A 25,628-nucleotide genomic window follows, 5' to 3' on the forward strand; every position below is an offset into this window, starting at 1 on the left:
ACCGCCGGAGGTCACGATGACCGGCCTTCCTCGAAACCACCCGCAGCGCGCTCTCCGGCCCCGACCCGACCGACGTCCAGACCCCTGCCCTGCTGGACCCGACCGACGTCCGGACCCCGGCCCTGCTCCCGATGCGCTGCGTGGCCCGCCGCCGGGGCGTCGCAGAAGGGTCCCGACGCCCGACCGGGCCGGCTTGTCGGTGCGATGCGGCACACTGGACGTTTGGCACCCGGGGCCGCCTGGCGGCCCGGGCCGACGGTGCACACCGGAATGCGAAAGGCGAGGCGCGTGAACGGACCTCTCATCGTCCAGAGCGACAAAACGCTGCTGCTGGAGGTGGACCACGAGCTGGCGGACGCCTGTCGGCGGGCCATCGCGCCGTTCGCCGAGTTGGAGCGGGCGCCGGAGCACATCCACACCTACCGGGTGACTCCGCTCGGACTGTGGAACGCGCGGGCCGCCGGCCACGACGCCGAGCAGGTCGTGGACGCACTGGTGCAGTACTCCCGGTATCCGGTCCCGCACGCGCTGCTCGTCGACATCGCCGAGACCATGTCGCGCTACGGCCGGCTGACGCTCACCAAGCACCCCGCGCACGGCCTGGTGCTGTCCACCACCGACCGCCCCGTGCTGGAGGAGATCCTCCGCTCGAAGAAGGTGCAGCCGCTGGTCGGCGCGCGGATCGACCCGGACAGTGTCGTGGTGCACCCGTCCGAGCGCGGGCAGATCAAGCAGACGCTGCTGAAGCTGGGCTGGCCGGCCGAGGACCTGGCCGGTTACGTGGACGGCGAGGCGCATCCGATCGAGCTGGCGGAGGACGGCTGGTCGCTGCGCCCGTACCAGTCGCAGGCCGTGGAGGGCTTCTGGCACGGCGGCTCCGGCGTCGTGGTGCTGCCCTGCGGCGCGGGCAAGACGCTGGTCGGCGCGGGGGCGATGGCGCGGGCCAAGGCGACCACACTGATCCTGGTCACCAACACCGTCTCGGCCCGGCAGTGGAAGCACGAGCTGGTCAAGCGCACATCGCTGACCGAGGACGAGATCGGCGAGTACAGCGGGACGAAGAAGGAGATCCGGCCGGTCACCATCGCCACGTACCAGGTGCTGACGACCAAGCGGAAGGGCGTCTACCCGCACCTGGAACTGTTCGACTCCCGGGACTGGGGCCTGATCGTCTACGACGAGGTGCACCTGCTGCCCGCGCCGGTCTTCAAGTTCACCGCCGACCTCCAGGCGCGGCGGCGGCTGGGGCTCACCGCGACGCTGGTGCGCGAGGACGGGCGGGAGTCGGACGTCTTCTCGCTGATCGGGCCCAAGCGGTTCGACGCCCCGTGGAAGGAGATCGAGGCGCAGGGGTACATCGCGCCGGCGGACTGCGTCGAGGTGCGGGTGGATCTGACCGACTCGGAGCGGTTGGCGTACGCCACCGCCGAGACGGAGGAGAAGTACCGCTTCTGTGCCACCACGGACAGCAAGCGGCGGGTGACCGAGGCGCTGGTGCGTCGGCACGCGGGCGAGCAGACGCTGGTCATCGGGCAGTACATCGACCAGCTGGACGAGTTGGGCGAGCACCTCGACGCCCCGGTGATCAAGGGCGAGACGAGCAACGCGCAGCGCGAGAAGCTCTTCGACGCCTTCCGGGAGGGCGAGATCTCGGTGCTGGTGGTGTCCAAGGTCGCGAACTTCTCCATCGACCTGCCGGAGGCCACCGTCGCGATCCAGGTGTCCGGCACCTTCGGCTCCCGGCAGGAGGAGGCCCAGCGGCTGGGCCGGGTGCTGCGCCCCAAGGCGGACGGTCATGAGGCCCGTTTCTACTCGGTGGTCGCCCGCGACACCGTCGACCAGGACTTCGCCGCCCACCGCCAGCGCTTCCTGGCCGAACAGGGCTACGCGTACCGGATCATGGACGCGCACGAGCTGCTGACGGCGGGCGGGAACGAGCTGCTGACGGCGGGCGAGGACGGCATCACGGCCGGGGAGGACGACCCCGCTTCGGCGTGAGCGGGGACGGCGGTGGCGACTTCGTCAGCCCGCCGGGATCTCGGTGGCGGCTTCGCCGGCCCGCCGGGATCTCAGTGACGGCCGTCGGCTCGCCGGGGCCTAAGTGACGGTCGTCAGCTCGCCGGGGCCTCGGCGGGCCGGCGGCCGGCGGCGCGTGGCGAGGGGACCCGACGTGCGTCCGGGAGACCCCCCGGGGCGCCGGGGGTCCGGCGCGTCCACCAGGCCAGCGCGGCCAGCAGGGCGAGGCCGAGCACCGGGTAGGGGGCCGCGAGCAGCTGCTGCCACCAGGAGAAGTGCAGGGCCAGGGTGCCCTTGTGGTACTGCGCCCACATCGAGCGGGCCGTGAAGGTGACCGCGACGGCGGCCACCAGCGCCCAGCGCCAGGCGTCACGTCGGGCATGGGCGATCAGCACGGCCAGCAGGGGCACGCACCAGACCCAGTGGTGCGACCAGCTGATCGGCGAGACCAGCAGTGCCGTGACGGCCGTGGCCAGGACGCCCCAGAGGTCCAGGCCGCGGTGGACGTGACACCGGCGGGCGATCCAGAGCCCGGCCGCGGCGGCGACCGCGGCCGCCGCCAGCCACCACGCCCCCGGCTCGGTGGTGTGCAGAAGCCGCGCGAGCAGTCCTTGGAGCGACTGGTTGTCGACGATCCACACCTTGCCGACCCGCTGCGTCTCGAACATCCGCTGCGTCCAGAAATCCACGCTCGCCGCGGGCAGTACCAGCGCGCCGAGCAGCACCGACACCACGAATCCGGCGAGGCTGGTGAAGGCGGCCTTCACCCGCCCGGTGATCAGCAGGTAGACCCCGAAGATCGCCGGGGTGAGCTTGATGCCCGCGGCGAGGCCGATGGCGAAGCCCTTGAAGCGAGCGCCGTCCGGACGCGAAAGGTCCCATAGGACCAGGCAGGTCAGGGCGAGGTTGACCTGTCCGAAGACCAGGGTCTGGAAGACCGGTTCGAGCCAGAGGCCGAGGGCGGTGGCGCCGAGGAGCAGCGGCGCGGAGTACGCGGCCCGGCGCAGGCCGGCGGCCTTGCAGGAGAGATGGATCAGCAGTGCCAGCAGGACGGCGTTGACCAGCACGCAGGTGATCTTGAGGGCGGTGAGCGAGATCCAGGTGGTGGGGATGAACAGCAGGGCGGCGAACGGCGGGTACGTCGCCGGCAGCGCCCACTTGGTGACCGTGAAGCCGTAGAGGTCACCGCCGGTCGCGGCGGCCTGGCCCTCGGCGCGGTAGACCTCTATGTCGGACATCGGGAGCTGCACGGCCAGGGAGAGCGCGTACAACCCGGCGCAGGACAGGACGAGCAGCGCCACGCCTATCGCCAGTCGGCCGGGGCTGGCGATGCTCTGCGCCCAGGTGCGTCTCCATGTCCACGTCCCCGTCCCGTCGGCGGCAGACACCCGTTGACTCCTCCTCGTCGCCCTGAGCGCGCTCTCTGCGGCGACGCTAGTCGTTCGAGACCGACCGTCCGTAACGCTTTCCGGTCAACCAGTTGTCCATGCGGAATCGGCTGCCACACGCACGAAAGGTGCGCTATCCGGCCGAACCGCGCAACGTCGGCCGCCGGCACTGCCGACCGCGCCTGCGGTACATGCGGCACCTGCGGCACATGGGGTGCCGCGCAGTGGTCGCAGTGGTCGCAGTGGTGCGTAGTAGTACGCAGCGGCTGATGTGACGGGTGTTGTCGGACGGGGTTGTCGGACTGGGGTTGTCGGACGGGACTCGTGCTTGCTCGGGCTGGTACGTACGCGGACTTGCGCTTGCTCGGACTGGAACGTGCTCAGGCTGGAACGTGCTCGGACTCGCGTTTGCTCGGGCTCGCCGTGCTGCGGGCCTCGGTGCGGGCTCTCCGCGCGCCTAGCCTCACCCCTCGGCGTACTCCCCCATCACCACCACGCTGAACGCGGCCGCGGCGAAGACCTTCACCGCGCGGACGGCGTTGCCCATCGGGTGGCGGTGTTCGTCGCGGGCCGCCGAGCCGGTGGGCGGGGCGGCGCCGAGGGCCGTGGCGCCCTTGGCCGAGCGTCGGGGGACGGCGTGGACAGGGGCTGAGGAAATCGTTGCGCTGCTCATGTCTCCATCATCGTTTTCGCGCGAATGGCGCACATCGACCCACAGGTCCATTTCTCCACGCCCCGGCATCAACCTGTGGGCTCATGCTGTCCCCTACGGGAGACCTAGGGACCTCAGGGTTATCCCTCCCGAGGACGGCGTCGCACGGCCCCGTGCCCCGCACCCCGCACCGGCTCCCCGCCGAAAAATCCGTTGGCGTCCCGAATAGGTGCTGACTACAATCGCGCGCCTGCCTGTCTCCCGTTCAGGGGAGCGCCGCCGTCCGGTCGGAAACCGGTCGGCCCTTCGCATCATGCCGTCGCACGCCGTCGCGCCGTCGCGCCGCGTACCGAGGATTGACCCGTCACCGGAGGCAAGCCGTGCCCTCGCACGCCCACCCGACACCCGACCAGCACCCCGCAACGCCGGTGCCGCCCGCCGACCCGCTCCAGCGGGAGCGCGCACACCTCGCCGCCTCCCGCGCCGCCCTCCGCGCCATGCGCAAGGACGCCGAGGCCCTGAACATCGCGGACGTCGCCGCGAACTGGGTCAACGCCAAGGTCCTCCAGGGCGAGATCGACGCCCGCATCAAGTCCCTCGCCGACCTCTCCGGCACCCCGCTCTTCTTCGGTCGGCTCGACTACCTCCACGCCCCCGGCATCGAACTCGCCGAGGGTGCCGACGGCGAGAACTTCTACGTGGGCCGCCGCCACGTCCACGACGCCGACGGCGACCCCATGGTCATCGACTGGCGCGCCCCCGTCTCCCAGCCGTTCTACCGGGCCTCCAAGAAGGACCCGATGGACCTCAGGCTGCGCCGCCGCTTCGGCTACACGGGCGGCGAGCTGACCGCCTACGAGGACGAGCACCTCACCGACCCGGCCGAGGCCGAGACCACCAGCGCCCTCCTCCAGGCGGAGATCGAGCGCCCGCGCGTCGGTCCGATGCGGGACATCGTCGCCACCATCCAGCCCGAGCAGGACGAGATCGTCCGGGCCGGCATCGGCGGCACGGTCTGCGTCCAGGGGGCGCCCGGTACGGGTAAGACGGCGGTGGGCCTGCACCGGGTCGCGTACCTGCTGTACGCCCACCGGGAGCGGCTGGCCCGTTCCGGCACCCTCGTCATCGGTCCGAACCGCTCCTTCCTCCAGTACATCGAGCAGGTGCTGCCCGCCCTGGGGGAGTTGGAGGTCAAGCAGGCCACGATCGACGACCTGGTGGGCCATGTGGAGGTGCGCGGCACGGACGACGCGGCCGCGGCCATGGTCAAGGGCGATGCGCGGATGGCCGAGGTGCTGCGCCGGGCGGTGCGCTCGCACGTGACGCCGCCGCAGGAGCCCTGCGTGGTGGTCCGTGGCTCCCGCCGCTGGCGCATCCCGGCGTATGAACTCGAAGAGATCGTGCGGGAGTTGCAGGACCGCGACATCCGGTACGGCGCGGCCCGCGAGGCGCTGCCGCAGCGGATCGCGCACGCCGTCCTGGTGCGGATGGAGCAGGCGGGCGAGGCGCCCGACGACCGGGTGCAGGACGCGGTGGCCCGTAATGCCGCGGTGAAGGCGGCGGTCAAGGCGATCTGGCCGCCGGTCGATCCGGCGAAGCTGGTGCTGCGGCTGCTGGTCGACGCCGACTTCCTCGCCGAGCACGCGAACGGGCTCCTCACCGACGAGGAGCAGAAGATCATCCTGTGGGCGCTGCCCGGTTCGGGAAAGCGGGCGCCGCGCAGCGTGAAGAGCGCCAAGTGGTCGTCCGCGGACGCGGTGTTGATCGACGAGGCGACGGATCTGGTGGCCCGGACGCACTCGCTCGGCCATGTGGTGCTGGACGAGGCGCAGGACCTCTCCCCCATGCAGTACCGGGCGGTGGGCCGCCGCTGCTCCACCGGCTCGGCGACGATCCTGGGCGACATCGCCCAGGGCACCACCCCGTGGGCGACCGACACCTGGCAGCAGGCGCTGGCCCACCTGGGCAAGCCCGGTTCCGTCGTCGAGGAGCTGACCCAGGGTTTCCGCGTACCGCGCGAGGTCATCGCCTACGCGTCCCGTCTGCTGCCGGCGATCGCGCCGGACCTGAAGGAGGCCACCTCCATCCGCGAGTCGGCGGGCGACTTCGCCCTCCGTGCGGTGGAGTCCGCGGATCGGGACGCGGCCGTCCTGGCGGCCTGCCGCGACGCGCTGGCCAAGGAGGGATCGATCGGCCTGATCGCGGCGGATGCCCGCATTCCGGTGCTGCGCACGGCCCTTGAGGAGGCCGGCATCAGCTGCCTGCCCCCGGGTGCGGAGACCTCGGCCGAGGCCCGGCTGACGCTGGTGCCGGCGACCCTGGCCAAGGGTCTGGAGTACGACTACGTGGTGCTGGACGAGCCGGCGGCGATCGTGGACGGCGAACCGGACGAACGGACCGGCCTGCGCCGCCTGTACGTGTGCCTGACCCGGCCGGTCTCCGGCCTGACGATCGTCCACGCGACGGACCTGCCGGAGCAGTTGGGGAACGACTGACCGTTGGCGCGCTGGCCGGGCGTCGCCGCCCGAGCGGCGCGCCCCCTGGAGAAAACGGCCTCTCCTCCCGCCCGCCCCATGGCTCCCCACCCCACCCCGCCCTCGGGCCGGAGTCGGGGGCGTGCGTCCACCGGGCGCCCGCCCCCGACTCCCTTGCTCAGGACAGCGTCTGGCCCCGATAGACCGAGATCTCCGTCTGCTCGCGCGGGGCGAACGGCGCCTTCCAGCTGCCGGTGCCGTGGTAGACGTACGAGTCGCCGTCCGACGAGGTGACCAGGAGGTCGGCCTTGCCGTCGGTGTTCGCGTCACCGATGCCGATCAGCTGGGAGTACCCGCCCCAGCCGGCGCCGATCTTCACGCGGCCGTCGAAGGTGCCGTCCCCCTTGCCGAGGTACGACCACAGCACCCCGTCCTTGTCCCGGGCCACCACGTCGCCCGCGGGCCCGCCGGCCACGTCGCCGACCGAGGTGATCTGGTCGTAGATGTTCCAGCCGGCGCCGATCTTCACGCGGGGGGCGAACGGCGCCTTCCAGTTGCCCGTGCCCTTGTAGAGCCAGAGCACCCCGGCGGAATCACGGGCCAGCAGGTCGCCACGGCCGTCGCCGTTGACGTCGCCACCGCCGGTGAGCTGGGTGTAGTCGCCCCAGCCGGCGCCGATCCTCACCCGGCCGTCGAAGGTGCCGTCCCCCTTGCCGAGGTACAGCCACAGCACCCCGTCCTTGTCCCGCGCGACCACGTCGCCGTGGTCCGCGCCGGCGACGTTGCCGACGGCCGTGACCTGGTTGTAGATGTCCCAGCCCCAGCCGATCTTCGCCGCGTCGCGGGTCTTCATCTGCCCGTTCTTCGGGTCGCGGTAGGTGTCCCTGCGTGTCAGGTCACCCCCGTCGCTGATGAGCAGGTCCGGCGAGCCGTTGTCGGTGTAGTCGTGCGGCGCGGGCTTGCGCGCGACCTTGAAGGTGCCGCTCGCGCTCAGGTCCGGGCCGACGCCGTTGGTGGGCTTGGCGGTCAGCCTCCAGGTGTAGTCGCCATTGGGGGCGGCCTGGTCGGGGGCGTAGGAGGGGCCGAGCAGGCCGTCCCAGTCCAGCTCGATCCAGGTGGGCTTTCCGGACGTCGACACGTCGGGGTCGATCGGGATCTCGACCTTGCGCTCGACGCCGGAGGCGGTGTGGCGCAGGGTGACGGCCACCTCGTTGACGTTGGGGCGGGAGAGCCGCCAGCGCGGCTTCCAGCGGCCCTTGTCCAGTTCGGCGACGGCCGGAACCTCGGAGTCGAGCACGGTGACCTTGGTGGGCTCGCCGGTGCCGGCGATCAGCTTGGCGACCGGCTCGGCGAGGGCCCCGATGGAGACCCGGTAGAGACCTTCGCCGTGCTCGGCCGTGCCGCCCATCACCAGCAGGTCGCCGTCCGGTGTGGGCGTGACGGAGGTGGCGTGGTCCATCACCTTGTGGGAGACGTACCCGTCGACCGGCATCGCGTAGAGCCCCTGGGGAAAGTTGGCCCAGCCTTCGTGGACCTTGCTCTTGCTGCCGTACAGCACCCAGTTGCCGACCAGACCCACCATCGGGTCGTACATGTGGCCGGGCGAATGGGTCGTGCGCTGCTGGTTGTCGCCGCGCTTCTCCACTTCCAGCTTCATGTCGTCGCGGTTGTTGTTCTCGTGCCCCATGACGACCACGTGGCTGCCGGACACCGCGACGCGCGAGCGGTCGGCGCCCAGAGTGTGGTGGTCGACCTTGGCCGAGGCCAGGTCGACCACGACGTACTCGCTGAACAGTGTGCCGACGACGTCGTCCGGCTTGTACCGCAGCACGACCGCGCCCGGGCCGCCCGCCACCGCCTCGATGTCCCGTGCCGCGAAGCGCAGGCCGGTGACCGCCCGGTCGGTCACCTTTCCGCCCACGTTCTCCAGGATGTGGGCTTCCCGGGTCTCTCCGGTGTCCTTCAGCGCGATCACCGACGTGCCGACGGTGCCCGCGTACGAGTAGCCGTACGGAGTGAGGTCGATGACGGTGGACGACCCCGTGCCCATGTCACGCAGCGTGATCTTCTTGGAGCTGGGCGCATACGGTTCGTCGCCCAGCGCCACGACGTCGGACGCGGCGCCGTGCACCGTGGAGTCCGTGAACATGCTGGCGTCTTGGGCGAGTTGGGTCGTCTCGCCGTCCGCGTAACGCGTCCACGACACGGTTTTGTCCGCGGCGGCGGAGAGGAAACCGGTGCGTCCCGCGCTCACGATCTCAGAGCCGGGAGCGATCTTCAGCTGCTGCGCGGAGGCGGCAGCGGCCTCGGCGGCAGCCGGAGTGGCCGCGACGGCGGGCGCGACGAGCGGGCCGGCGGTGACCGCGAGGGTCAACGCGACGGCTCCGGTCAGCAGGCGTCGCGAACGCGCGGAGCGGCCCGGTGTCCGAGGCCGCCGGGATATGACGGAGTGGGGCATCTGCCCTCCAGGCGATGGGTCGTGCAGGCCGGAGGGCACCAGGAGGAAGCGAATCCCCCCAAGCGGATGGAATGCACTCCCCCCTTGCCGATTCGCGTAAATCCTAACAAGGGGAGGTCTGCCCGCTTTCAGCCGGTTGGGCGGCGGTTGGGCGGCCGGCCACCCAACGGACCGCCAGGCCGGCCGACCACCCGACCGCCCAGAGGTCGCCCGGCCGACCTCTCCCCCCCCCCGCGAACGACCCCACACCGCCTACGGATTGACGCGCCCTCAGACCCGCGAGACCACCGGCGCGTCCAACGCCGCCCGCCACTCCCGCACGGCCGCCGCATCCACCGGCTCGGCCCATCCGCCGGGCCGGGCGGCGCCCCCGATGTGGAACGCGTCCAGCCCGGCCGCCCGCAGCTTCGCCAGGTGGTCGAGCCGGAGCCCGCCGCCCACCAGGATCCGCGGCGCGTACCCGGGCTCGTCCGCCGCCTTGTGCGCCCGCTCGGCGACCAGCGTCGCCAGCCCCGCGTCGACGCCTTCCGCGGCACCCGCGGTCAGGTACGTGTCGAGCCCGGCCGGGCCGGCGAAGCCCGCCAGCTCCTTGCGGAGCGCGTCCCGGTCGGCGGCCCGGTCGATGGCCCGGTGGAACGTCCACCGGCAGCCGTCGATCACCTCGACCAACGCCCGCACCGCCGCCAGGTCCGGCCGCCCGTCCGGCGTCAGGAACCCCAGGACGAACTCCTCGGCCCCCTCCGCCCGCAGCGCCGCCGCCTCCGCACACAGCGCGTCCACGTCGCCCGCCGCGAAGCCGTCGGCGGCGCGCAGCATCACCCGCAGCGGAATGCCGACGGCGGCGCGGATCGCGGCGAACGTGGCGCGCGGCGGGGTCAGCCCGTCCGCCGCCATGTCCGCGACCAGTTCCAGGCGGTCGGCACCGCCGGCCTGCGCGGCGACCGCGTCCTCGGGACCGAGCGCGATCACCTCCAGGAGCGCGCGCTGATTCATACGACCCAACCTTCCGCTGACGAACGACGTGGTCAGAACCCGCGGGACGGGCGGCGGGGGCGACGCCGCACGCGCTTGCCGCGGCCCGTCACCCTGACCCCACGGTCCTCACAGGTCTAGTCCAATACCCAGCCTAAGCGCTCCTTGACCACGACACCGCCATCCGCCCCGCGACGCGGCCGAAATCCACCCGCCTCCTCCGCCCTCGCCACCCCGAAAACCACCCAATGGCGCGAGTGTGGATCAGCCTTCACTTGGGTAACACGCCTTTCCCATAAGGGCGTTGCGCCGGAACCTTGCTCGCCCCTGGCCTCTAGCACGGAGAACCCAGATGTCCGACCTTGCGTCCGTATCCGCCGAAATAGCCCCCTATCTCGTCTTAGCGGCCAACAGCCTGGGCACCTCCGTCCTCACCGCCGCCCAGGACCGGCTCGCCGAACGCACCGTGACCGCCGGCGAGGGCTTCTTCCGCCGCCTACTGCACCGCCGCGACGGCACCGTCACCCTCGGCGACGACGACACCACCCGGCCGCACCTCGACACCGACCGCGCCGACGCCCTCGACGAACTGCTGGCCACCCTGAACGACCACGACCGCCGACTACTCGCCACCGCCCTCACCAACTGGCTGCACGCCCCCGCCGAGGACCACGACACCGGCGGCTTCCGGCGCCACGTCGCACAGCTCACCGCCGCCACCGGCCCGCGCATCGTCTACAACAACCCCACCGCGACCGGCCAGGGCTCCATCGCCGCCGGGGAGATCCACGGCACCATCAACATGGGAGGCGCCCCCAGCCCCCGGGACGACGCATGACCCCCCGCACACCACCGCGGCCGGACCCGGAGCACATCCACAACGACGCCACCGCCACCGGCGACCACTCCATCGCCGCCGGCAACATCCGGAACGTCTTCATCCGCTGGGCCCTGCAACACCCCAGCGCCCGCTGGCTGCCGCTGCTCCTGGCCTGCGCCGCCCTGATCATCGCGGGCACCACCTGGCCGGACGGCCCGGCCTCCCAGTACGCCCTGTGGGGAGTACTGGCCGCCGTCTCCCTCGGCACCGCAACCGGCCGCGTCCTCATCCAGCGCCCCGCCGTCACCCGCGTCGTCGCCGCGCTCTCCCTGGTCTCTGTCCTGGCCACCGTCGGCGGCTACCTGGCCTTCCGGAACGTCGTCACCCACGGCGAGATCGATGTCACGGGGAGGATCACCCCGCCGGTGCAGCGCGCCCTGTCCAACGGCAGCCACGTCACCCTGAGCCTGGACATCGCCACCCCCGAGGAGTCCCGCAACGCCCTCCGCCTCACCCTGGCCATCAACGATCACGACACCGCCAGCCCGACCTGCCGCCCGGACTCCTCGGCCGACCTCACCCTGCTCGGCTCCGGCCGCACGGCCCAGCCGACGACCGTCCGCCACGGCGGCACCGCCGACTTCCTCCTCGGCGGGCAGGTCCGCACCGTACGGATCGACGTCCAGCTCAGGACGGCCCAGGGCTGCCTCCTGGACATCCGCACCACACAGGCCACGCTCTACGACACGTGACCGCACCACACCCGTCACGACACGTGACCGCACCACGCCCGCCCAGCACCACGCACGGAAGAAACGGGGACCCCATGACGATTCGCCGCACCACGTTGGCTCCCTTATTCGTCCTCGTCGCCCTCGCCGCGACCGCCACCGCCTGCGGCTCCTCGGATTCCCTCTTCAGCTCCGGCAGGGTCGCGGTAGGCGTGAAGGACGACCAACCCGGCACCAGCTCAATCGAGCACTATCACCCCCTCGGATTCGACGTCGAGGTCGCCAATCACGTGCTCAAAACACTCAATGTGGAACCGGATTTCGGCGCAGTCCCCTCGGAACTGCGCGGTACCGTACTCAAAAACAAGAAGAAGGACCTGGTCGTCGCGACCTTCTCCATCACCGCCGACCGCATGCGAGAACTCGACTTCGTCGGCCCGTACGCCTCCACCTTGCAGGGCTTCATGGTCCGCAAGGACGATCACAGCATCCGGAACATCTCCGACCTCGACGGCAAACGCGTCTGCACCTGGACGGGCACCACCTCCCTCGACACCCTCAAGAAATACACCGACAGCAAGTGGTACGAGGCGCCCGACGCCTCCAGCTGCATCGACGACCTCAATACGAAATACGCCAGCGCGGTCTCGACCGACCAAATGATCCTTTATGGATTCACCGAGAGGCACAAGAACCTTCGGGTCATCCCCAAACTCACCATCGGTTCCGCAAACCGCTACGGAATCGCCATGGCAAAAGGACACCGCGCCGACTGCTACAAACTCCGCGACGCGCTGCGCGCCTACGTCATCACCAGCGACTGGGACCAGGATTTCAAATCCTCACTCCCCTCCATCCCCGAAGCCGACGTCGACTGGCAAGCTCACTACAAACCCACCGCGGACGAGATCGAACTCCATTCCTGCCGCGACGAACCCGCCCCCTGACCGGGCACAATGGCCGACATGACCGACCCCCGCCCCGACCTGGCCGCCCGCTGGGCGGCCACCGTGGCCCAGGCCCACGGCACCCAGGCCCACGACGACACCCAGGCCCGCGGCACCCGGCAGCGCCCCGACCCCGCCCCGTACGCGGCCAACCTCCTCGACCGCTGGGCCGAACCGCAGCGCCACTACCACACCACCGACCACCTCACCGCCGTCCTCGACCGGGTCGACGAACTCGCCGCGTACGCCGACGACTTGCCGGCCGTCCAATTGGCAGCGTGGTTCCACGACGCCGTCTACCGGCCCGACCGCTCCGAGAACGAGGAACGCAGCGCCGCCCTCGCCGAGCGCGCCCTCCCCGAACTCGGCATCGCCCCACCCCGCACGGCCGAGGTCGCCCGCCTCGTCCGCCTCACCGTCACCCACGACCCGGCCCCCGACGACCGCAACGGCGCCGTCCTGTGCGACGCCGACCTGGCCGTCCTGGCCGGCTCCCCCGACGCCTACGCCACCTACGCCGCCGCGGTCCGCACCGAGTACGGCTTCGTCCCCGACCCGGACTTCCGGGCCGGCCGCGCCGCCGTCCTCCGCCAACTCCTCGCGCTCCCCCGCCTGTTCAGGACCCCCCAGGGCCACGACCGCTGGGAGCAACCGGCCCGCCACAACCTGTCGACCGAACTCGCCCTCCTGGAGAGCGGCAGCGACAACGGCACCGACTCCGCCTCCGACTCCGACTGACCGGTCCGGTCCGGTCCGGTCGAGCACCCGGCACGGACTCCGCGTGGCGGACACCACCCCTCACCCGGGAATGCCAGCACCCATTCCCCGGTTGATACCTGTCATGCCAGCACCAGCCGCCTCCCCTCCCCGTGCCCGCCTCCCCCTCGCCGTCTACGTCCTCGGCCTGTCCGTATTCGCCCTGGGCACCAGCGAGTTCATGCTCTCCGGCATCCTCCAGCCGCTCGCCCGCGATCTCCGGGTCTCCATCCCACAGGCCGGACTGCTGGTCTCCGCGTTCGCCATCGGCATGGTGGTCGGCGCCCCCGTACTGGCCGCCGCAACGCTCCGCCTCCCCCGCCGCACCACCCTCATCACCCTGCTCGCGCTCTTCGGCCTCGGCCAGGTCGCGGGCGCGCTGGCACCCTCCTACACCGTCCTCTTCGTGTCCCGGGTGGTCAGCGCCCTGGCCTGCGCCGGTTTCTGGGCGGTGGGCGCGGCCGTGGCCGTCTCACTGGTCCCGGTCAACGCCAGGGCCCGCGCCATGGCCGTCATGGTCGGCGGCCTGAGCATCGCCAACATCGCCGGCGTCCCGGCCGGTGCACTGCTCGGCCAGCACGCCGGCTGGCGCTCCGCCTTCTGGGCGGTGGCGGGGCTCTCCGTGATCGGCCTCATCGGCGTCGTCGCCCTCGTACCCCGTACGAAGGTGCCCACCGGCGAGGACCGCCCCCAGCTCCGCCGCGAGCTGACCATCTACAAGGACAAGCAGGTCTGGCTGGCACTGATCGCCACCGCCATGAACGGCGCCGCGGTCTTCGCCCTCTTCTCCTACCTCTCCCCGCTCCTGACCGACACCGCCGGCCTCGCCGAAAGCTGGGTCCCGACGGTGCTCGCCCTCTTCGGCGTCGGCGCGCTGATCGGTACGTTCATCGGCGGCCGGATCGCCGACGCCCACCTCTTCGGCACGCTCTTCGGCGGAATCTCGGCCTCCACCGCCGTCCTCGCCATCCTGGCGCTGACCGCGCACAGCCCGATCGCCGCCGTGGCACTCTCCCTCATGCTCGGCGTCACGGCCTTCACCACGGCCCCGGCCCTCAACGCCCGGATGTTCAACGTGGCGAACGCCGCCCCGACCCTCGCCGGCGCCACCACCACCGCCGCCTTCAACATCGGCAACACCCTCGGCCCCTGGCTGGGCGGCCTGACCATCAGCGCCGGCTGGGGCTACCCGTCCGTCGCCTGGACCGGCTCGGCCCTCGCCGCCGTCGCCGTCCTCACCACGGCCCTCGCCTTCCGCCTCCACCGCGCTTCGGCCCGCTCCCGTGTGGTCGCGTCCTCGGCACCCCGATCCGACGCCGATTCCGGCACGGACCCCGGCACCCGTTCCGGCGGCGCCTCCACCGCGCCGTCCGCCATCCGCTCCTCGGAGACCGCAGAACACCACTGACGGCCGCGCATGCAACCAGCCGGCGGAGGCGAACGTCGGCTGGTCCTGCACCTACTCCGCCCCACACTCCCCCACCCACCTCACCCCCCTCCCCACCCTCACCGCCCCTTCGGCCGCCGCAGCCCCGCCTCCGTGAGGCGACGCACCAGCTCTTTGGAGCCGACCTCCACCGCCCCCGCCCGCACGGCATCGGCGTACCGCTCGGCCGGCAGGTCGTAGTGGTCGCGCTCGAAGGCCCGGCGGGGCGCGCCCAGCGCCGCCGCGAAGCGATGCAGTTCGTCGAACGAGCCGTCACTCACCAGGTGTGACCACATACGACCGTGCCCCGGCCAGATGGGCGGGTCGATGTAGATCACCACCTCAGCCCTCCGTCGGCGCGCGCAGCCGCCCGACCGGGGCGACAGCGACCGCCGTCTTCGGGCACACCCAGTGCGGATCCGGGCCCAACTCCGGCTCCACATCGAGCGCGTGCGGATCTCCCGACTCCGTGCACACCGGGCACAACGGCCAGCGACCGTACCGCTCCAACAATGCGTCCTGTACGTCCTGCGCTATCAGTCCCGCGACGAACGACGCGCCCTCAGGCCACTGCTCCACCCACCATCGACGATGCGTGACCGCATCCTCGACGAGCGAGACGATCTCGGCGTCCGCTACGTCGTCCGCCATCAGGTCGGCGAGCACCAGCGCTCGCGCGGCGTGCAATGCCTGTTCCAGCTCCATGACCTCATTCTCGCGCGAAGCCGCCGGCCGGCTGAAGTTATCCACAGCCGACCCGGACACCATCAGCGGTCCGTCCACAGGCTTCACGGAGGGTATTGACGCGTCACCGATGCTGAAAATACCTTTCAGACATGAGTAGCGGAGTGAAGGAAACTTTCATCGGTGCCGGGCCGGCCTCAACTCCGGCGCCACCGGCCCCCGCGGCACTGGCCGCCAAGGTCCGCACGCTCGCGCCGACGATGACCCGCTCCATGCAGCGGGTCGCAGAGACGGTAGCGAGCGATCCGGCCGGCTGCGCCGCCCTCACCGTCACCGGCCTGGCCGAGCGCACCGGCACCAGCGAAGCCACCGTCGTGCGCACCTCCCGCCTGCTCGGCTACCCGGGCTACCGCGACCTGCGCCTCGCCCTCGCCGCGCTCGCCGCACAGCAGGCGACCGGCAGCGCGCCCGTCGTCACGGCGGACATAGCGGTCGACGATTCCCTGATCGACGTCGTCGCCAAGCTCGCGCAGGAAGAGCAGCAGTGCCTCGCCGACACCGCCGCCGCACTGGACGTCACCCAGTTGGAAGCGGCCGTCGCCGCCCTCGCCTCCGCCCGCCGGATCGACGTCTACGGAATAGGTGCCTCCAACCTCGTCGCCCAGGACCTGGTCCAGAAACTGCTGCGCATCGGACTCATCGCCCATGCCCACTCCGACCCGCACCTCGCCGTGACCAACGCCGTGCAGATGCGGGCCCGTGACGTGGCCATCGCGATCACCCATTCCGGCCGGACGACGGACGTCATAGAGCCGCTGCGGGTCGCCTTCGACCACGGCGCGACGACGATCGCCATCACCGGCCGCCCGGACGGCGAGATCGCCGCCTACGCCGACCACATCCTGACGACGTCCACGGCCCGCGAGAGCGAGCTGCGCCCCGCGGCCATGTCCTCCCGCACCAGCCAACTCCTCGTCATCGACTGCCTCTTCATAGGCGTCGCCCAGCGCACCTACGAAACCGCCGCCCCCGCCCTCTCCGCCTCCTACGAGGCCCTCGCCCACCGCCACAACCCCCGCCACTGACCACACCGCAGCACCCCCGTCACACCGTGGCCGACCCCCACCCGGGGCGGCCGCGCCACACCCCGCTGCGGGCAGTCGCACCGCCGCCACGCCCAGCTGTGGGCCGTCGGGCCGCTGAGGCGCGGGTGGGCACAGCGGCACCCACCGCCGGCGGGCAGCCGGAAGCGAAGCGGCGCACCCCCACCCGACAGCCGCAACCACACCCTCGCCACCCCAAGGCCCCGCACCCCAAGGAGCCCCGCCCCATGCCACCCACCGACCCCAACTACTCAGCCCTCCGCTCCCAGTTGGCCTCCCTCACCACCGAGGCGTACCGCCCCGACCTCGCCGACATCGACCGCCGCCCCACCCTCGACATCGCCCGCCTGATGAACGAGGAGGACACCACCGTCCCCACCGCCGTCGCCGAGCGCCTCCCCGAGATCGCCGCCGCCATCGACGCCGCCGCCGCCCGTATGGCCCGCGGCGGCCGCCTGATCTACGCCGGCGCCGGTACGGCCGGCCGCCTCGGCGTCCTGGACGCCAGCGAGTGCCCGCCGACCTTCAACACCGACCCCTCCGAGGTCCTCGGCCTGATCGCGGGCGGCCCGTCCGCGATGGTCACCGCCGTCGAGGGCGCCGAGGACAGCAAGGAGCTGGCAGCCGCCGACCTGACCGCGCTCGCCATCGCCGACCGCGACGTCGTCGTCGGCATCTCCGCCTCCGGCCGCACGCCATACGCCGTCGGCGCGGTCGAGCACGCCCGAACGATCGGCGCCCTGACCATCGGCCTGTCCTGCAACGCTGATTCCGCCCTCGCCGCGGCCGCCGAGCACGGCATCGAGATCGTCGTCGGCCCCGAGCTGATCACCGGCTCCACCCGCCTCAAGGCAGGCACCGCCCAGAAGCTCGTCCTCAACATGATCTCGACGATCACCATGATCCGCCTGGGCAAGACCTTCGGGAATCTGATGGTCGACGTCCGGGCCTCCAACGACAAACTACGGGCCCGCTCGCGCCGCATCGTCGCGCTCGCCACCGGGGCCTCCGACCTGGAGATCGAGGCCGCCCTCACCGAAACCGACGGCGAGGTGAAGAACGCCATCCTCGTCCTGCTCGGCGGCGTGGACGGCCACGAAGCCACCCGCCTCCTCAACGCCTCCAAGGGCCACCTCCGCACCGCCCTCCAGTCCACCGCCGGTCACGCCCATACGACCTGACCCACCGCCAGTCATCCGACAGCAAGGCGCCACACATGACCGAAGACAAGAACCGCGCCATCGCCGCCGCGCTCCTTCCCCTCGTCGGCGGCGCCGACAACGTCACCTCCATCGCCCACTGCATGACCCGCCTCCGCCTGGGCATCCAGGACCGCACCCTCGTCCAGGACGACGCCCTCAAGGCACTCCCCGCCGTCCTGGGCGTAGTGGAGGACGACACCTACCAGATCGTCCTGGGCCCCGGCACGGTCGCCCGAGTCACCCCCGAGTTCGAACGCCTGACGGCCAAAGCCGGCAACCCCGGTAACGCTCCGCAGGAACAAATCACTCTCCGTAATCGTTGCCGTAAAAAGGAAGAAAGCGGCGCCCCAGCGGCCCCCTCAAAAGCCGCCCCCCACCACCCCCACCCCCACAGCACCACCCCCACAGACGCTGCCACCCCTACAGACGCCGCCACCCCGACAGACACCACCGCAGACGCCCCGCCCCCGACAGAGATCACCGCCCCCACAGACACCACCGCCACCGACCTGGCCTCCCAAGGCGCCGCCCTCAAGGCCCGCCAGAAGGCCCGCAACACCACCCCCGTCAAACTCTTCCTCCGCCGCATCGCCAACATCTTCGTGCCGCTCATCCCCGCCCTGATCGGCTGCGGCATCATCGCCGGTCTCAACGGCCTGCTCACCAACGCCGGTTGGCTCCCCGCCCTGGTCCCCGCCCTGACCGCCATCGCCTCCGGCTTCATGTCCCTGATCGCGGTCTTCGTCGGCTACAACACCGCGAAGGAATTCGGCGGCACCCCCGTCCTCGGCGGCGCGGTCGCCGCGGTGATCGTCTTCCCCGGCATCGCCAACGTCACCGCCTTCGGCCAGAAGCTCGCCCCCGGCCAAGGCGGCGTCCTCGGCGCCCTCGCCGCCGCCCTCCTCGCCGCCCAGTTGGAGAAACAGCTCCGCAGACGTATCCCCGAGGCCCTGGACGTCCTCCTCACGCCCACCCTCACCGTTCTACTCACCGGCCTGGTCACCGTCTTCGGCCTGATGTACGTCGCCGGTGAGGTCTCCACCGCCATCGGCACCACCGCCGACTGGCTACTCGCCCACGGCGGCGCCCTCGCCGGTTTCCTCCTCGGCGGTCTCTTCCTTCCCCTCGTCATGCTGGGCCTCCACCAGGCCCTCATCCCCATCCACACCACCCTGATCCAACAGCAGGGCTATACGACCCTCCTCCCAATCCTCGCCATGGCCGGCGCGGGCCAGGTGGGCGCCGCCCTCGCCGTCTACCTCCGCCTCCCCCGCAACCGCTCGATCCGCACGACGATCCGTTCCGCCCTCCCCGCGGGCTTCCTGGGTGTCGGTGAGCCCCTGATCTACGGCGTCTCCCTCCCCCTCGGCCGCCCCTTCGTCACCGCCTGCATCGGCGGCGCGGTCGGCGGGGGCTTCGTCGGCCTGTTCAACCAACTCGGCGACGCCGTCGGCTCCACCGCCATCGGCCCCTCCGGCTGGGCCCTCTTCCCCCTGGTCAAGGGCAACCACTCACTCGGCACGACGGTCACCGTCTACGCCCTCGGCCTCCTCATCGGCTACGCGGTCGGCTTCGCCGCCACCTACCTCTTCGGCCTCAGCAAGCAGCAACGCGCGGTTCTGAACACGGCCCCCGAGACACCGCACGCGGAACAAGAAGGCGAAGCCGACGCAACGCCCTCCGACACCCCCCGACGAACGGACCCAGACACCCCGGACCCAGACACCCGGAGCACCGCTCTCGAAGGAGTCGGGTAGCCGCTCCGCTCGAAGGAGTCGGGCAGCCGCTCCGCGCCCGGTCCTTGAGGAGTCGGTTAGCCACTCAGCGGGCGGTCCTTGACGAGGTGGCATGGCGACTACCCCGACAACCACCCCCGGCATCGCCCCCGTTCGCGGCTCCAAGGCCCCCCACGGCCCGGCGCTCGCGTTTCGGACGGCGGCATGGTCTGCGTTGTTCGGACGCCGACATAGTCCACGTTGTTCGGACGCCGACATGGCCCGCCTTGTTCGGACGCCGGCATGGCCCGCGTTCATCGACGGCATCAAGGCGAGCGGACCGACTCCAGCCGACCGCGGCGCCCCGGGCCAACCCCCGGGGCTCAAGCCTCGTAATCCGAGCCCTCTTTTCAAGGAACGGGTGGACGGGCCAGTACCCCACCCACCCTCCCCCGCGCCCCAACTCCCGCGCGCACCAGGCCGGATGACGTTCCGTAGCGGGCTTGCCACGCGGCGTCCCGCCCGTCTAGCGTGCGCAGCAACAAAACAACCCCGGCAGGTGCTACCAACACCACGCCGGGGTCTCACCATCAAGATCGATGAACTTAGGAAACCGATCTCGTGGCTTATGAAGACTCTAGCTTTCCCGCCCTCGCGCCCGCAGCCCCCCACCCCCTCGCCAAACCAGGTTTTGGCAAACGCAGCGCCCCGGACCAACGCCCCCGCCGCGCCACCGACTTCGCTCACCTCCCCCGCCGCGAGGCGTCCATCGCCGCGTACCTCGACCGGCTCCCCGAAGGGGCCGACGTCTCGGTGAAGACACTGGCCAAGGTGTTGCCGGACTACGGGCAGTGCGCCCTCCGCACCGCCCTGCGCCGGTTGTCGGAGGCCGGTCACCTGCGGCGGTTCACCGAGCCGTGCATCGTCGGCAGTGGCAGCCCGCGGTGGGTGACGCGGACGTACTTCTCCCGTACGGCACGGGACGACTCCTGGTGGGCGGCCTTACCCACCGGGAACGTGCCGCAGGCCGAAACGGACGAGCACCGACCGGCAAACCTCGTTCCCTCCCGCCCGCACAGCCCCGCCTACGCCCTCCTCGCGGGCCTCGGCCGGACCGAACCCCGCCTGACGCTCTCGGCGGCCGACTGCACCTCGCTGGCACCGCACGCGGCGGAATGGCTGGCCAGGGGCGCGTCGCCGGACCAGGTCCTGGCCGCGTTGACTGCTGGACTGCCCACGCCCGTCCACCACCCAGCCCGGTTCGTCCTGTCCCGACTGTCGGCCAAGTTGCCACCCGTCACCCAGGCCCCCACCGCACCGGTCGCCACGCCCACCACGCAGGCCGCCGCGCCCACCACACCGCTCCGCATCATGGAGTGCACGGTCTGCCGCGCGCCGGGACGCCCGGCGGCGCTCCCCGGCGGCATCTGCCGCGACTGCCGGGACGAAACCGGCGGTGCCGGCGGGATCGACGGGATCGGCGGGATCGGCGGGATCGGCGGGCCCCCATCGAACCACCGTCCGGCCCCACCCACTCCGCACCGGCTCACTCCGGACCGGCTCACTCCGAACCGGCTCACTCCGGCTCCACTCACTCCGGACCGGCCCGTTCCGGACCAGCTCGCTCCGGGCCGCCTTGCTCCGGACCGGGTCCGTTCCCGCGCCCGGCAGGTTCGGTCCGCCATACACGCCTGAGTCCTTCCACGTACCGCTCCCACGGGCCGTCCCAGTGGCCGGCCCAACGTCGCCGCCGGCGGGCCGAGCGGCCCAACTCCCAAGCCAACAGGGCGAACCACACGCCCACCAGTGTCAGGTGCACGCGCTGCGGGACGCCGTGCCAGCCGGGGTGGCCGATGAGCGGGCCGATGGTCAGGATCGCGGCGGGCATGGCCACGGCCAGGACGCGCGGGCCCCAGCGGCGGACCAGCGGCATGGGGGGACGCTGTACGGCGGCGGCGCGGCTGAGGGTCGCCATCGAGGCGAACAGGAAGAAGTGGGCGAAGGCGCTGGTGGCGGTGTGCCAGGGATGGACCTCCACGCAGCCGGGCTCCACCGAGGGGGCGCAGGACATGGGGAGGATGACGTCGGCCAGCGAGGAGAGGCCGAGGCCGACCAGCGCGAGCCAGCCGGTGCGGGCCCAGCGCCCGTGGCCGGCGGGTGTACTGCGTGCCAGTAGGGCGCCGGTGACGACCAGGAGTGCGCAGCCGCCCTCCAGGCCGCCGAAGAGGTGGCGCAGCGGCTGGTCGGCGGCGTAGAGCTCGCTGACGTAGGAGTGGCGGGGGTCGAGGCCGGTGCGGAGGCGGAATTCCAGCAGCCACCAGTTGTAGAGCAGGGCGGCGACGGCGAAGAGGAAGGCCGCCGTCGCCTCCCGGCCGGCGTAGCGGGTGGTGGGGGTGACCACGGGCTCGTAGACGGTGCGGGCACCGGTCCGCGTGGGGTTCGGGACGTTCGGCACGGGCGGGTCCTGTTCCGGGTGGGGGCGGGGGCCTAGTGCGAAGGTTCTCCCTGGCAAAGCCCTCCCCATTGGCGCGCCGGTCGGAGGCGCGCCGAGCCTTCACTCGTCAGGCCCAGCCAATCCCCTGATCACATGATCCAGCCAATTACGGCATCGGGTTTGAGGCTCGGTCGGGGTGCCGGACGATCGCCGGGCGACCGCTTTCCGACCGGCCTTGATCGAGGGAACACGCGTTCGCGCGAGCAATTCATCATTCCCGATCGATCAACGATCACGCTTCCGCATAGCAGCGATCATGACTGTCCACATACGACCTGGTGCGGAGAGTGACGAACCCGTTGTCATTGCCTCGCCGGGATACGGATGCGAACCACAACGGCTTCGCCCCGGCACCTGACCCGCGGGGACAAGCCGGGCCCCAGCCCGCTGCGCACCGACTTCCTCGACAAGCTCCAGGAGGTCGGCAACTGGCCCCGGCTGCCCCGTCTCCTCGCCGTCGCCAACGGGCCGGGCGACGGCTCCGGCAACGGCATCCGGCCGGGTGTCGAGGCCGTCATCGGCAAGGGCCACGCCATCTACGGGACGGAACTGCGCACCCAGTCCGAGGGCGACGACCAGCTGGTGGCCAAGCTCCGGGTGGTCACCGTCCCGACCCGTGAGATCCGCACCAGCGGGCTGCCCGACATCGACGGCGCCCCCGGTGGCACCCTCGACGGCTTCGGCATCCTCGCCTACGTGCTCAACAAGCTGGCGCCCATCTTGGGGTTCGCCGTGGAGAACCCGGTCCGGGGGCGCTGTTTCGTCCCGGCGGTCAGCGCGGTCGCCGTACGGGAGCCGAGCAACCACGCCGACCTCTATCTCCCGATCGATGAACTCGCCCCGGACGAGAGCCCGCTGGACGACTTCGTCCTGGCCTCGCAGAACGAGGAGCACACCCTGATCACCGAAGAGCTGTCCACCTGGCTCCTCGACCGCCTGCCGTAACGCCGGCCCTGACACCCACCGCAATACCGGCCGTAGCCCCACGGCCCGTAGCTCCGCAGCTCCGTAGCCTCACAGCCTCGTAGGGCGAGGGGCCCGGAGAAAACGCCGCCGGGGCGGTACCCCCTGGGAGAGGAGGTACCGCCCCGGCGAACGAGCGGACGTTGATCAACCAGCGGCCGGAGCCGCGGCGGATCAGAAGTCCATGTCACCGCCCGGCATGCCGCCCGGAGCGGCCGCAGCGGCCTTCTCCGGCTTGTCGGCGATGACGGCCTCGGTGGTGAGGAACAGCGCCGCGATGGAGGCGGCGTTCTGCAGCGCGGAGCGCGTGACCTTGGCGGGGTCGATGATGCCCTCGCCGATCATGTCGACGTACTCGCCGGTCGCGGCGTTCAGGCCGTGACCCGGAGTCAGGTTGCGCACCTTCTCCACGATGACGCCACCCTCAAGGCCGGCGTTCACGGAGATCTGCTTGAGCGGGGCCTCCAGGGCCAGCTTCACGGCGGCGGCACCGGTGGCCTCGTCGCCGTCCAGCTCCAGCTTCTCGAAGACCGAGGAAGCCTGCAGCAGGGCCACGCCACCACCGGCGACGATGCCCTCCTCGACGGCCGCCTTCGCGTTGCGAACGGCGTCCTCGATGCGGTGCTTGCGCTCCTTGAGCTCGACCTCGGTCGCGGCGCCGGCCTTGATGACGGCCACGCCGCCGGCCAGCTTCGCGAGGCGCTCCTGGAGCTTCTCGCGGTCGTAGTCCGAGTCGCTGTTCTCGATCTCGGCGCGGATCTGGTTGACCCGGCCCTGGACCTGCTCGCTGTCGCCGGCACCGTCGACGATGGTGGTCTCGTCCTTGGTGATGACGACCTTGCGGGCGCGGCCGAGCAGGTCGAGACCGGCGCTCTCCAGCTTGAGGCCGACCTCCTCGGAGATGACGGTGCCACCGGTGAGGATGGCGATGTCGCCGAGCATGGCCTTGCGGCGGTCACCGAAGCCGGGCGCCTTGACCGCGACGGACTTGAAGGTGCCGCGGATCTTGTTGACGACCAGGGTCGACAGGGCCTCGCCCTCGACGTCCTCGGCGATGATCAGCAGCGGCTTGCCGGACTGCATGACCTTCTCCAGGAGAGGCAGCAGGTCCTTCACGTTGCCGATCTTGGAGTTGACGATGAGGATGTACGGGTCCTCAAGCGCCGCCTCCATGCGCTCCATGTCGGTCGCGAAGTACGCCGAGATGTAGCCCTTGTCGAAGCGCATGCCCTCGGTGAGTTCCAGCTCCAGACCGAAGGTCTGGGACTCCTCGACGGTGATGACGCCTTCCTTGCCGACCTTGTCCATCGCCTCGGCGATCAGCTCGCCGATCTGCGGGTCAGCGGCGGAGATGGACGCGGTGGAGGCGATCTGCTCCTTGGTCTCGATCTCCTTGGCCTGGTCCAGCAGCGCACCGGAGACGGCCTCGACGGCCTTCTCGATGCCGCGCTTCAGGGCCATCGGGTTGGCGCCGGCGGCGACGTTGCGCAGGCCCTCGCGGACCAGTGCCTGGGCCAGGACGGTCGCGGTCGTCGTGCCGTCACCGGCGACGTCGTCCGTCTTCTTCGCGACCTCCTTGACCAGCTCGGCGCCGATCTTCTCGTACGGGTCCTCCAGCTCGATCTCCTTGGCGATGGAAACACCATCGTTGGTGATCGTGGGGGCGCCCCACTTCTTCTCAAGGACGACGTTGCGGCCCTTGGGGCCGAGGGTGACCTTGACGGCATCGGCGAGCTGGTTCATACCGCGCTCAAGGCCGCGCCGCGCCTCCTCGTCGAACGCGATGATCTTGGCCATGTGAAGTGGTCCCTCCGGACTGATGGGGTCCCCGTGCTCGAACGAAGCCGAGAGCTTGGGGGCGGAAATACCGGACCGTGTTGGCGCCCGCGACGGACGGCCTGCATACCGTGTGGTTCCTTGCCCCACCTGGCGTGCGGGCCTCACCGACCCAGTCCACATTCAGCACTCTCACGGGGAGAGTGCTAACGCAATGATTAGCACTCGCACCCATCGAGTGCAAGCGCTTGGCGGTCGGACCCCTCGTCCGTGAGACGGCCGGGCCCCCGTCCGCGAGGCGACCGGACCCCGTCCCCGAGACAGCTACACACCGCCCGCGCGCGCCCGCGTACCACCCCGCGAGGCGCGCCCGTGACGCCCGGGAACGGCAAGGCGCCCGCGACGCCCGGAAGCGGCGGGCGCCCATGACGTCCGGGAACGACAGAAGGCCCGCAACCCCGTACTCGGGGATGCGGGCCTTCTTCCAACGATGCAGTCGGCCGCCGCCTCAGGCGGCGACCCGGACCATGTCCGCCTGTGGCCCCTTCTGGCCCTGCGAGATCTCGAACTCGACTCGCTGACCCTCCTCAAGGGTGCGGTACCCGTCCATCTGGATCGCGCTGTAGTGGACGAAAACATCCGCACCACCGTCGACCGCGATGAAGCCGTACCCCTTCTCCGCGTTGAACCACTTGACGGTGCCCTGAGCCATGCCTAACTCCCCTATTACTGGCCCTTGCGCAGGACCGCACTCCGCGGACCCGGGTCAGACCTCACCCCACCGGAAATGGCCCGTGGGATGTGCGCCGGAACGCGTCGACCGCCGCTGAATGTATCTGGACCAATGCCCAGCGCAACAGGTCAATCGGACGAGAATTCTGGCGCCAGGGAATCGGCCGTATGCGCTCAAATGCCGTTATCCCAGGCCAAGTCGGGCCGGGAATAAGCCGCGCAAACGACAAAACGCGCACACAACTTGCGCACAAGTCCCCGCGATCTCATATGCGTTCGGCATGCACGCGGAGATAACCGGAGGGGGATCGCCCCAATG

General features: G+C 71.0%; 21 protein-coding genes and 1 pseudogene. 13 read left to right on the top strand and 9 right to left on the bottom strand.

What is annotated here, in order from left to right; translation table 11 throughout:
• The first annotated feature begins 288 nt into the window (after positions 1-288).
• Entirely contained in the window at positions 289-1,998 is a 1,710-nt protein-coding gene (locus ACO0M4_RS39675) for a DNA repair helicase XPB (RefSeq protein WP_430376140.1), read from the top strand.
• A 113-nt stretch (positions 1,999-2,111) separates the two neighbouring features.
• Here ACO0M4_RS39675 and ACO0M4_RS39680 read toward each other — a convergent pair whose 3' ends face one another.
• On the bottom strand, positions 2,112-3,404 hold the full coding sequence (locus ACO0M4_RS39680; RefSeq protein WP_430376141.1) for a glycosyltransferase 87 family protein: 1,293 nt from the start codon (positions 3,402-3,404) through the stop codon (positions 2,112-2,114).
• A gap of 463 nt (positions 3,405-3,867) precedes the next feature.
• Positions 3,868-4,077, bottom strand: coding sequence for a hypothetical protein (locus tag ACO0M4_RS39685; RefSeq protein WP_430376142.1), 210 nt, complete (start codon positions 4,075-4,077; stop codon positions 3,868-3,870).
• Between the two features lie 359 nt (positions 4,078-4,436).
• Between ACO0M4_RS39685 and ACO0M4_RS39690 the strand changes: the two genes are divergently transcribed.
• Complete coding sequence (locus ACO0M4_RS39690; protein ID WP_430376143.1) at positions 4,437-6,551, top strand: HelD family protein; 2,115 nt, start codon at positions 4,437-4,439, stop codon at positions 6,549-6,551.
• A 157-nt stretch (positions 6,552-6,708) separates the two neighbouring features.
• Here ACO0M4_RS39690 and ACO0M4_RS39695 read toward each other — a convergent pair whose 3' ends face one another.
• Positions 6,709-8,904, bottom strand: a complete 2,196-nt coding sequence (locus tag ACO0M4_RS39695) for an FG-GAP repeat domain-containing protein (protein WP_430376144.1) — start codon at positions 8,902-8,904, stop codon at positions 6,709-6,711.
• A gap of 354 nt (positions 8,905-9,258) precedes the next feature.
• Positions 9,259-9,981, bottom strand: coding sequence for a copper homeostasis protein CutC (locus tag ACO0M4_RS39700; RefSeq protein ID WP_430376145.1), 723 nt, complete (start codon positions 9,979-9,981; stop codon positions 9,259-9,261).
• Between the two features lie 331 nt (positions 9,982-10,312).
• On the opposite strand from ACO0M4_RS39700, the gene ACO0M4_RS39705 reads away from it, so the two are divergent.
• The 5 genes from ACO0M4_RS39705 (at position 10,313) to ACO0M4_RS39725 (ending at position 14,622) form a co-directional block, all read left to right on the top strand.
• Entirely contained in the window at positions 10,313-10,798 is a 486-nt protein-coding gene (locus tag ACO0M4_RS39705; protein ID WP_430376146.1) for a hypothetical protein, read from the top strand.
• A complete protein-coding gene (locus ACO0M4_RS39710) occupies positions 10,795-11,532 on the top strand; it encodes a hypothetical protein (protein ID WP_430376147.1) in 738 nt (245 codons plus the stop codon). The genes ACO0M4_RS39705 and ACO0M4_RS39710 overlap by 4 nt, the downstream gene beginning before the upstream one ends.
• 74 nt (positions 11,533-11,606) lie before the next feature.
• Positions 11,607-12,458 (top strand): transporter substrate-binding domain-containing protein, encoded by an 852-nt coding sequence (locus ACO0M4_RS39715; protein WP_430376148.1) that lies wholly within the window; start codon positions 11,607-11,609, stop codon positions 12,456-12,458.
• Between the two features lie 18 nt (positions 12,459-12,476).
• Positions 12,477-13,196: an HD domain-containing protein gene (locus ACO0M4_RS39720; RefSeq protein ID WP_430376149.1), complete on the top strand. Its 720-nt coding sequence runs from the start codon at positions 12,477-12,479 to the stop codon at positions 13,194-13,196.
• Positions 13,197-13,299: 103 nt separating this feature from the next.
• A complete protein-coding gene (locus ACO0M4_RS39725) occupies positions 13,300-14,622 on the top strand; it encodes a Cmx/CmrA family chloramphenicol efflux MFS transporter (RefSeq protein ID WP_430376150.1) in 1,323 nt (440 codons plus the stop codon).
• 98 nt (positions 14,623-14,720) lie between these two features.
• On the opposite strand, the gene ACO0M4_RS39730 is transcribed toward ACO0M4_RS39725, so the two are convergent.
• Positions 14,721-14,981 (bottom strand): DUF4031 domain-containing protein, encoded by a 261-nt coding sequence (locus ACO0M4_RS39730; protein WP_430376151.1) that lies wholly within the window; start codon positions 14,979-14,981, stop codon positions 14,721-14,723.
• 1 nt (position 14,982) lies between these two features.
• Positions 14,983-15,345 carry a hypothetical protein gene (locus ACO0M4_RS39735; RefSeq protein WP_018540318.1) on the bottom strand — a complete coding sequence of 121 codons (363 nt, stop codon included), beginning with the start codon at positions 15,343-15,345 and terminating at the stop codon, positions 14,983-14,985.
• Positions 15,346-15,476: 131 nt separating this feature from the next.
• Here ACO0M4_RS39735 and ACO0M4_RS39740 point away from each other — a divergent pair, with 131 nt between their 5' ends.
• The 5 genes and pseudogenes from ACO0M4_RS39740 to ACO0M4_RS39760 all read left to right on the top strand — a co-directional run bounded on the left by ACO0M4_RS39740 (position 15,477) and on the right by ACO0M4_RS39760 (position 21,039).
• Positions 15,477-16,409, top strand: a complete 933-nt coding sequence (locus ACO0M4_RS39740) for a MurR/RpiR family transcriptional regulator (protein WP_430376152.1) — start codon at positions 15,477-15,479, stop codon at positions 16,407-16,409.
• A 245-nt stretch (positions 16,410-16,654) separates the two neighbouring features.
• On the top strand, positions 16,655-17,608 hold the full coding sequence (gene murQ / locus ACO0M4_RS39745) for an N-acetylmuramic acid 6-phosphate etherase (protein ID WP_430376153.1): 954 nt from the start codon (positions 16,655-16,657) through the stop codon (positions 17,606-17,608).
• Positions 17,609-17,643: 35 nt separating this feature from the next.
• The gene (locus ACO0M4_RS39750; RefSeq protein WP_430376154.1) at positions 17,644-19,386 is read left to right on the top strand and encodes a PTS transporter subunit EIIC; all 1,743 of its coding nucleotides are present in this window, start codon (positions 17,644-17,646) and stop codon (positions 19,384-19,386) included.
• Between the two features lie 91 nt (positions 19,387-19,477).
• A pseudogene (locus tag ACO0M4_RS39755) lies at positions 19,478-19,573 on the top strand (DUF397 domain-containing protein); the annotation flags it as partial.
• A gap of 392 nt (positions 19,574-19,965) precedes the next feature.
• Positions 19,966-21,039: a hypothetical protein gene (locus ACO0M4_RS39760; protein ID WP_430376155.1), complete on the top strand. Its 1,074-nt coding sequence runs from the start codon at positions 19,966-19,968 to the stop codon at positions 21,037-21,039.
• Here ACO0M4_RS39760 and ACO0M4_RS39765 read toward each other — a convergent pair.
• The gene (locus tag ACO0M4_RS39765; RefSeq protein ID WP_430376156.1) at positions 20,936-21,799 is read right to left on the bottom strand and encodes a DUF998 domain-containing protein; all 864 of its coding nucleotides are present in this window, start codon (positions 21,797-21,799) and stop codon (positions 20,936-20,938) included. The two genes, ACO0M4_RS39760 and ACO0M4_RS39765, sit on opposite strands and share 104 nt — an antisense overlap.
• A 363-nt stretch (positions 21,800-22,162) precedes the next feature.
• Here ACO0M4_RS39765 and ACO0M4_RS39770 point away from each other — a divergent pair, with 363 nt between their 5' ends.
• Positions 22,163-22,783, top strand: coding sequence for a hypothetical protein (locus ACO0M4_RS39770; RefSeq protein WP_430376157.1), 621 nt, complete (start codon positions 22,163-22,165; stop codon positions 22,781-22,783).
• Positions 22,784-22,975: 192 nt separating this feature from the next.
• Here the strand turns inward: ACO0M4_RS39770 and groL are convergent, their stop codons facing one another.
• Complete coding sequence (groL, locus tag ACO0M4_RS39775) at positions 22,976-24,598, bottom strand: chaperonin GroEL (protein WP_430376158.1); 1,623 nt, start codon at positions 24,596-24,598, stop codon at positions 22,976-22,978.
• 487 nt (positions 24,599-25,085) lie between these two features.
• Positions 25,086-25,289, bottom strand: a complete 204-nt coding sequence (locus tag ACO0M4_RS39780) for a cold-shock protein (protein ID WP_003949956.1) — start codon at positions 25,287-25,289, stop codon at positions 25,086-25,088.
• Positions 25,290-25,628 lie beyond the last annotated feature (339 nt).

It is taken from the genome of Streptomyces sp. RGM 3693 (assembly GCF_050471125.1).
Lineage (GTDB): Bacteria > Actinomycetota > Actinomycetes > Streptomycetales > Streptomycetaceae > Streptomyces.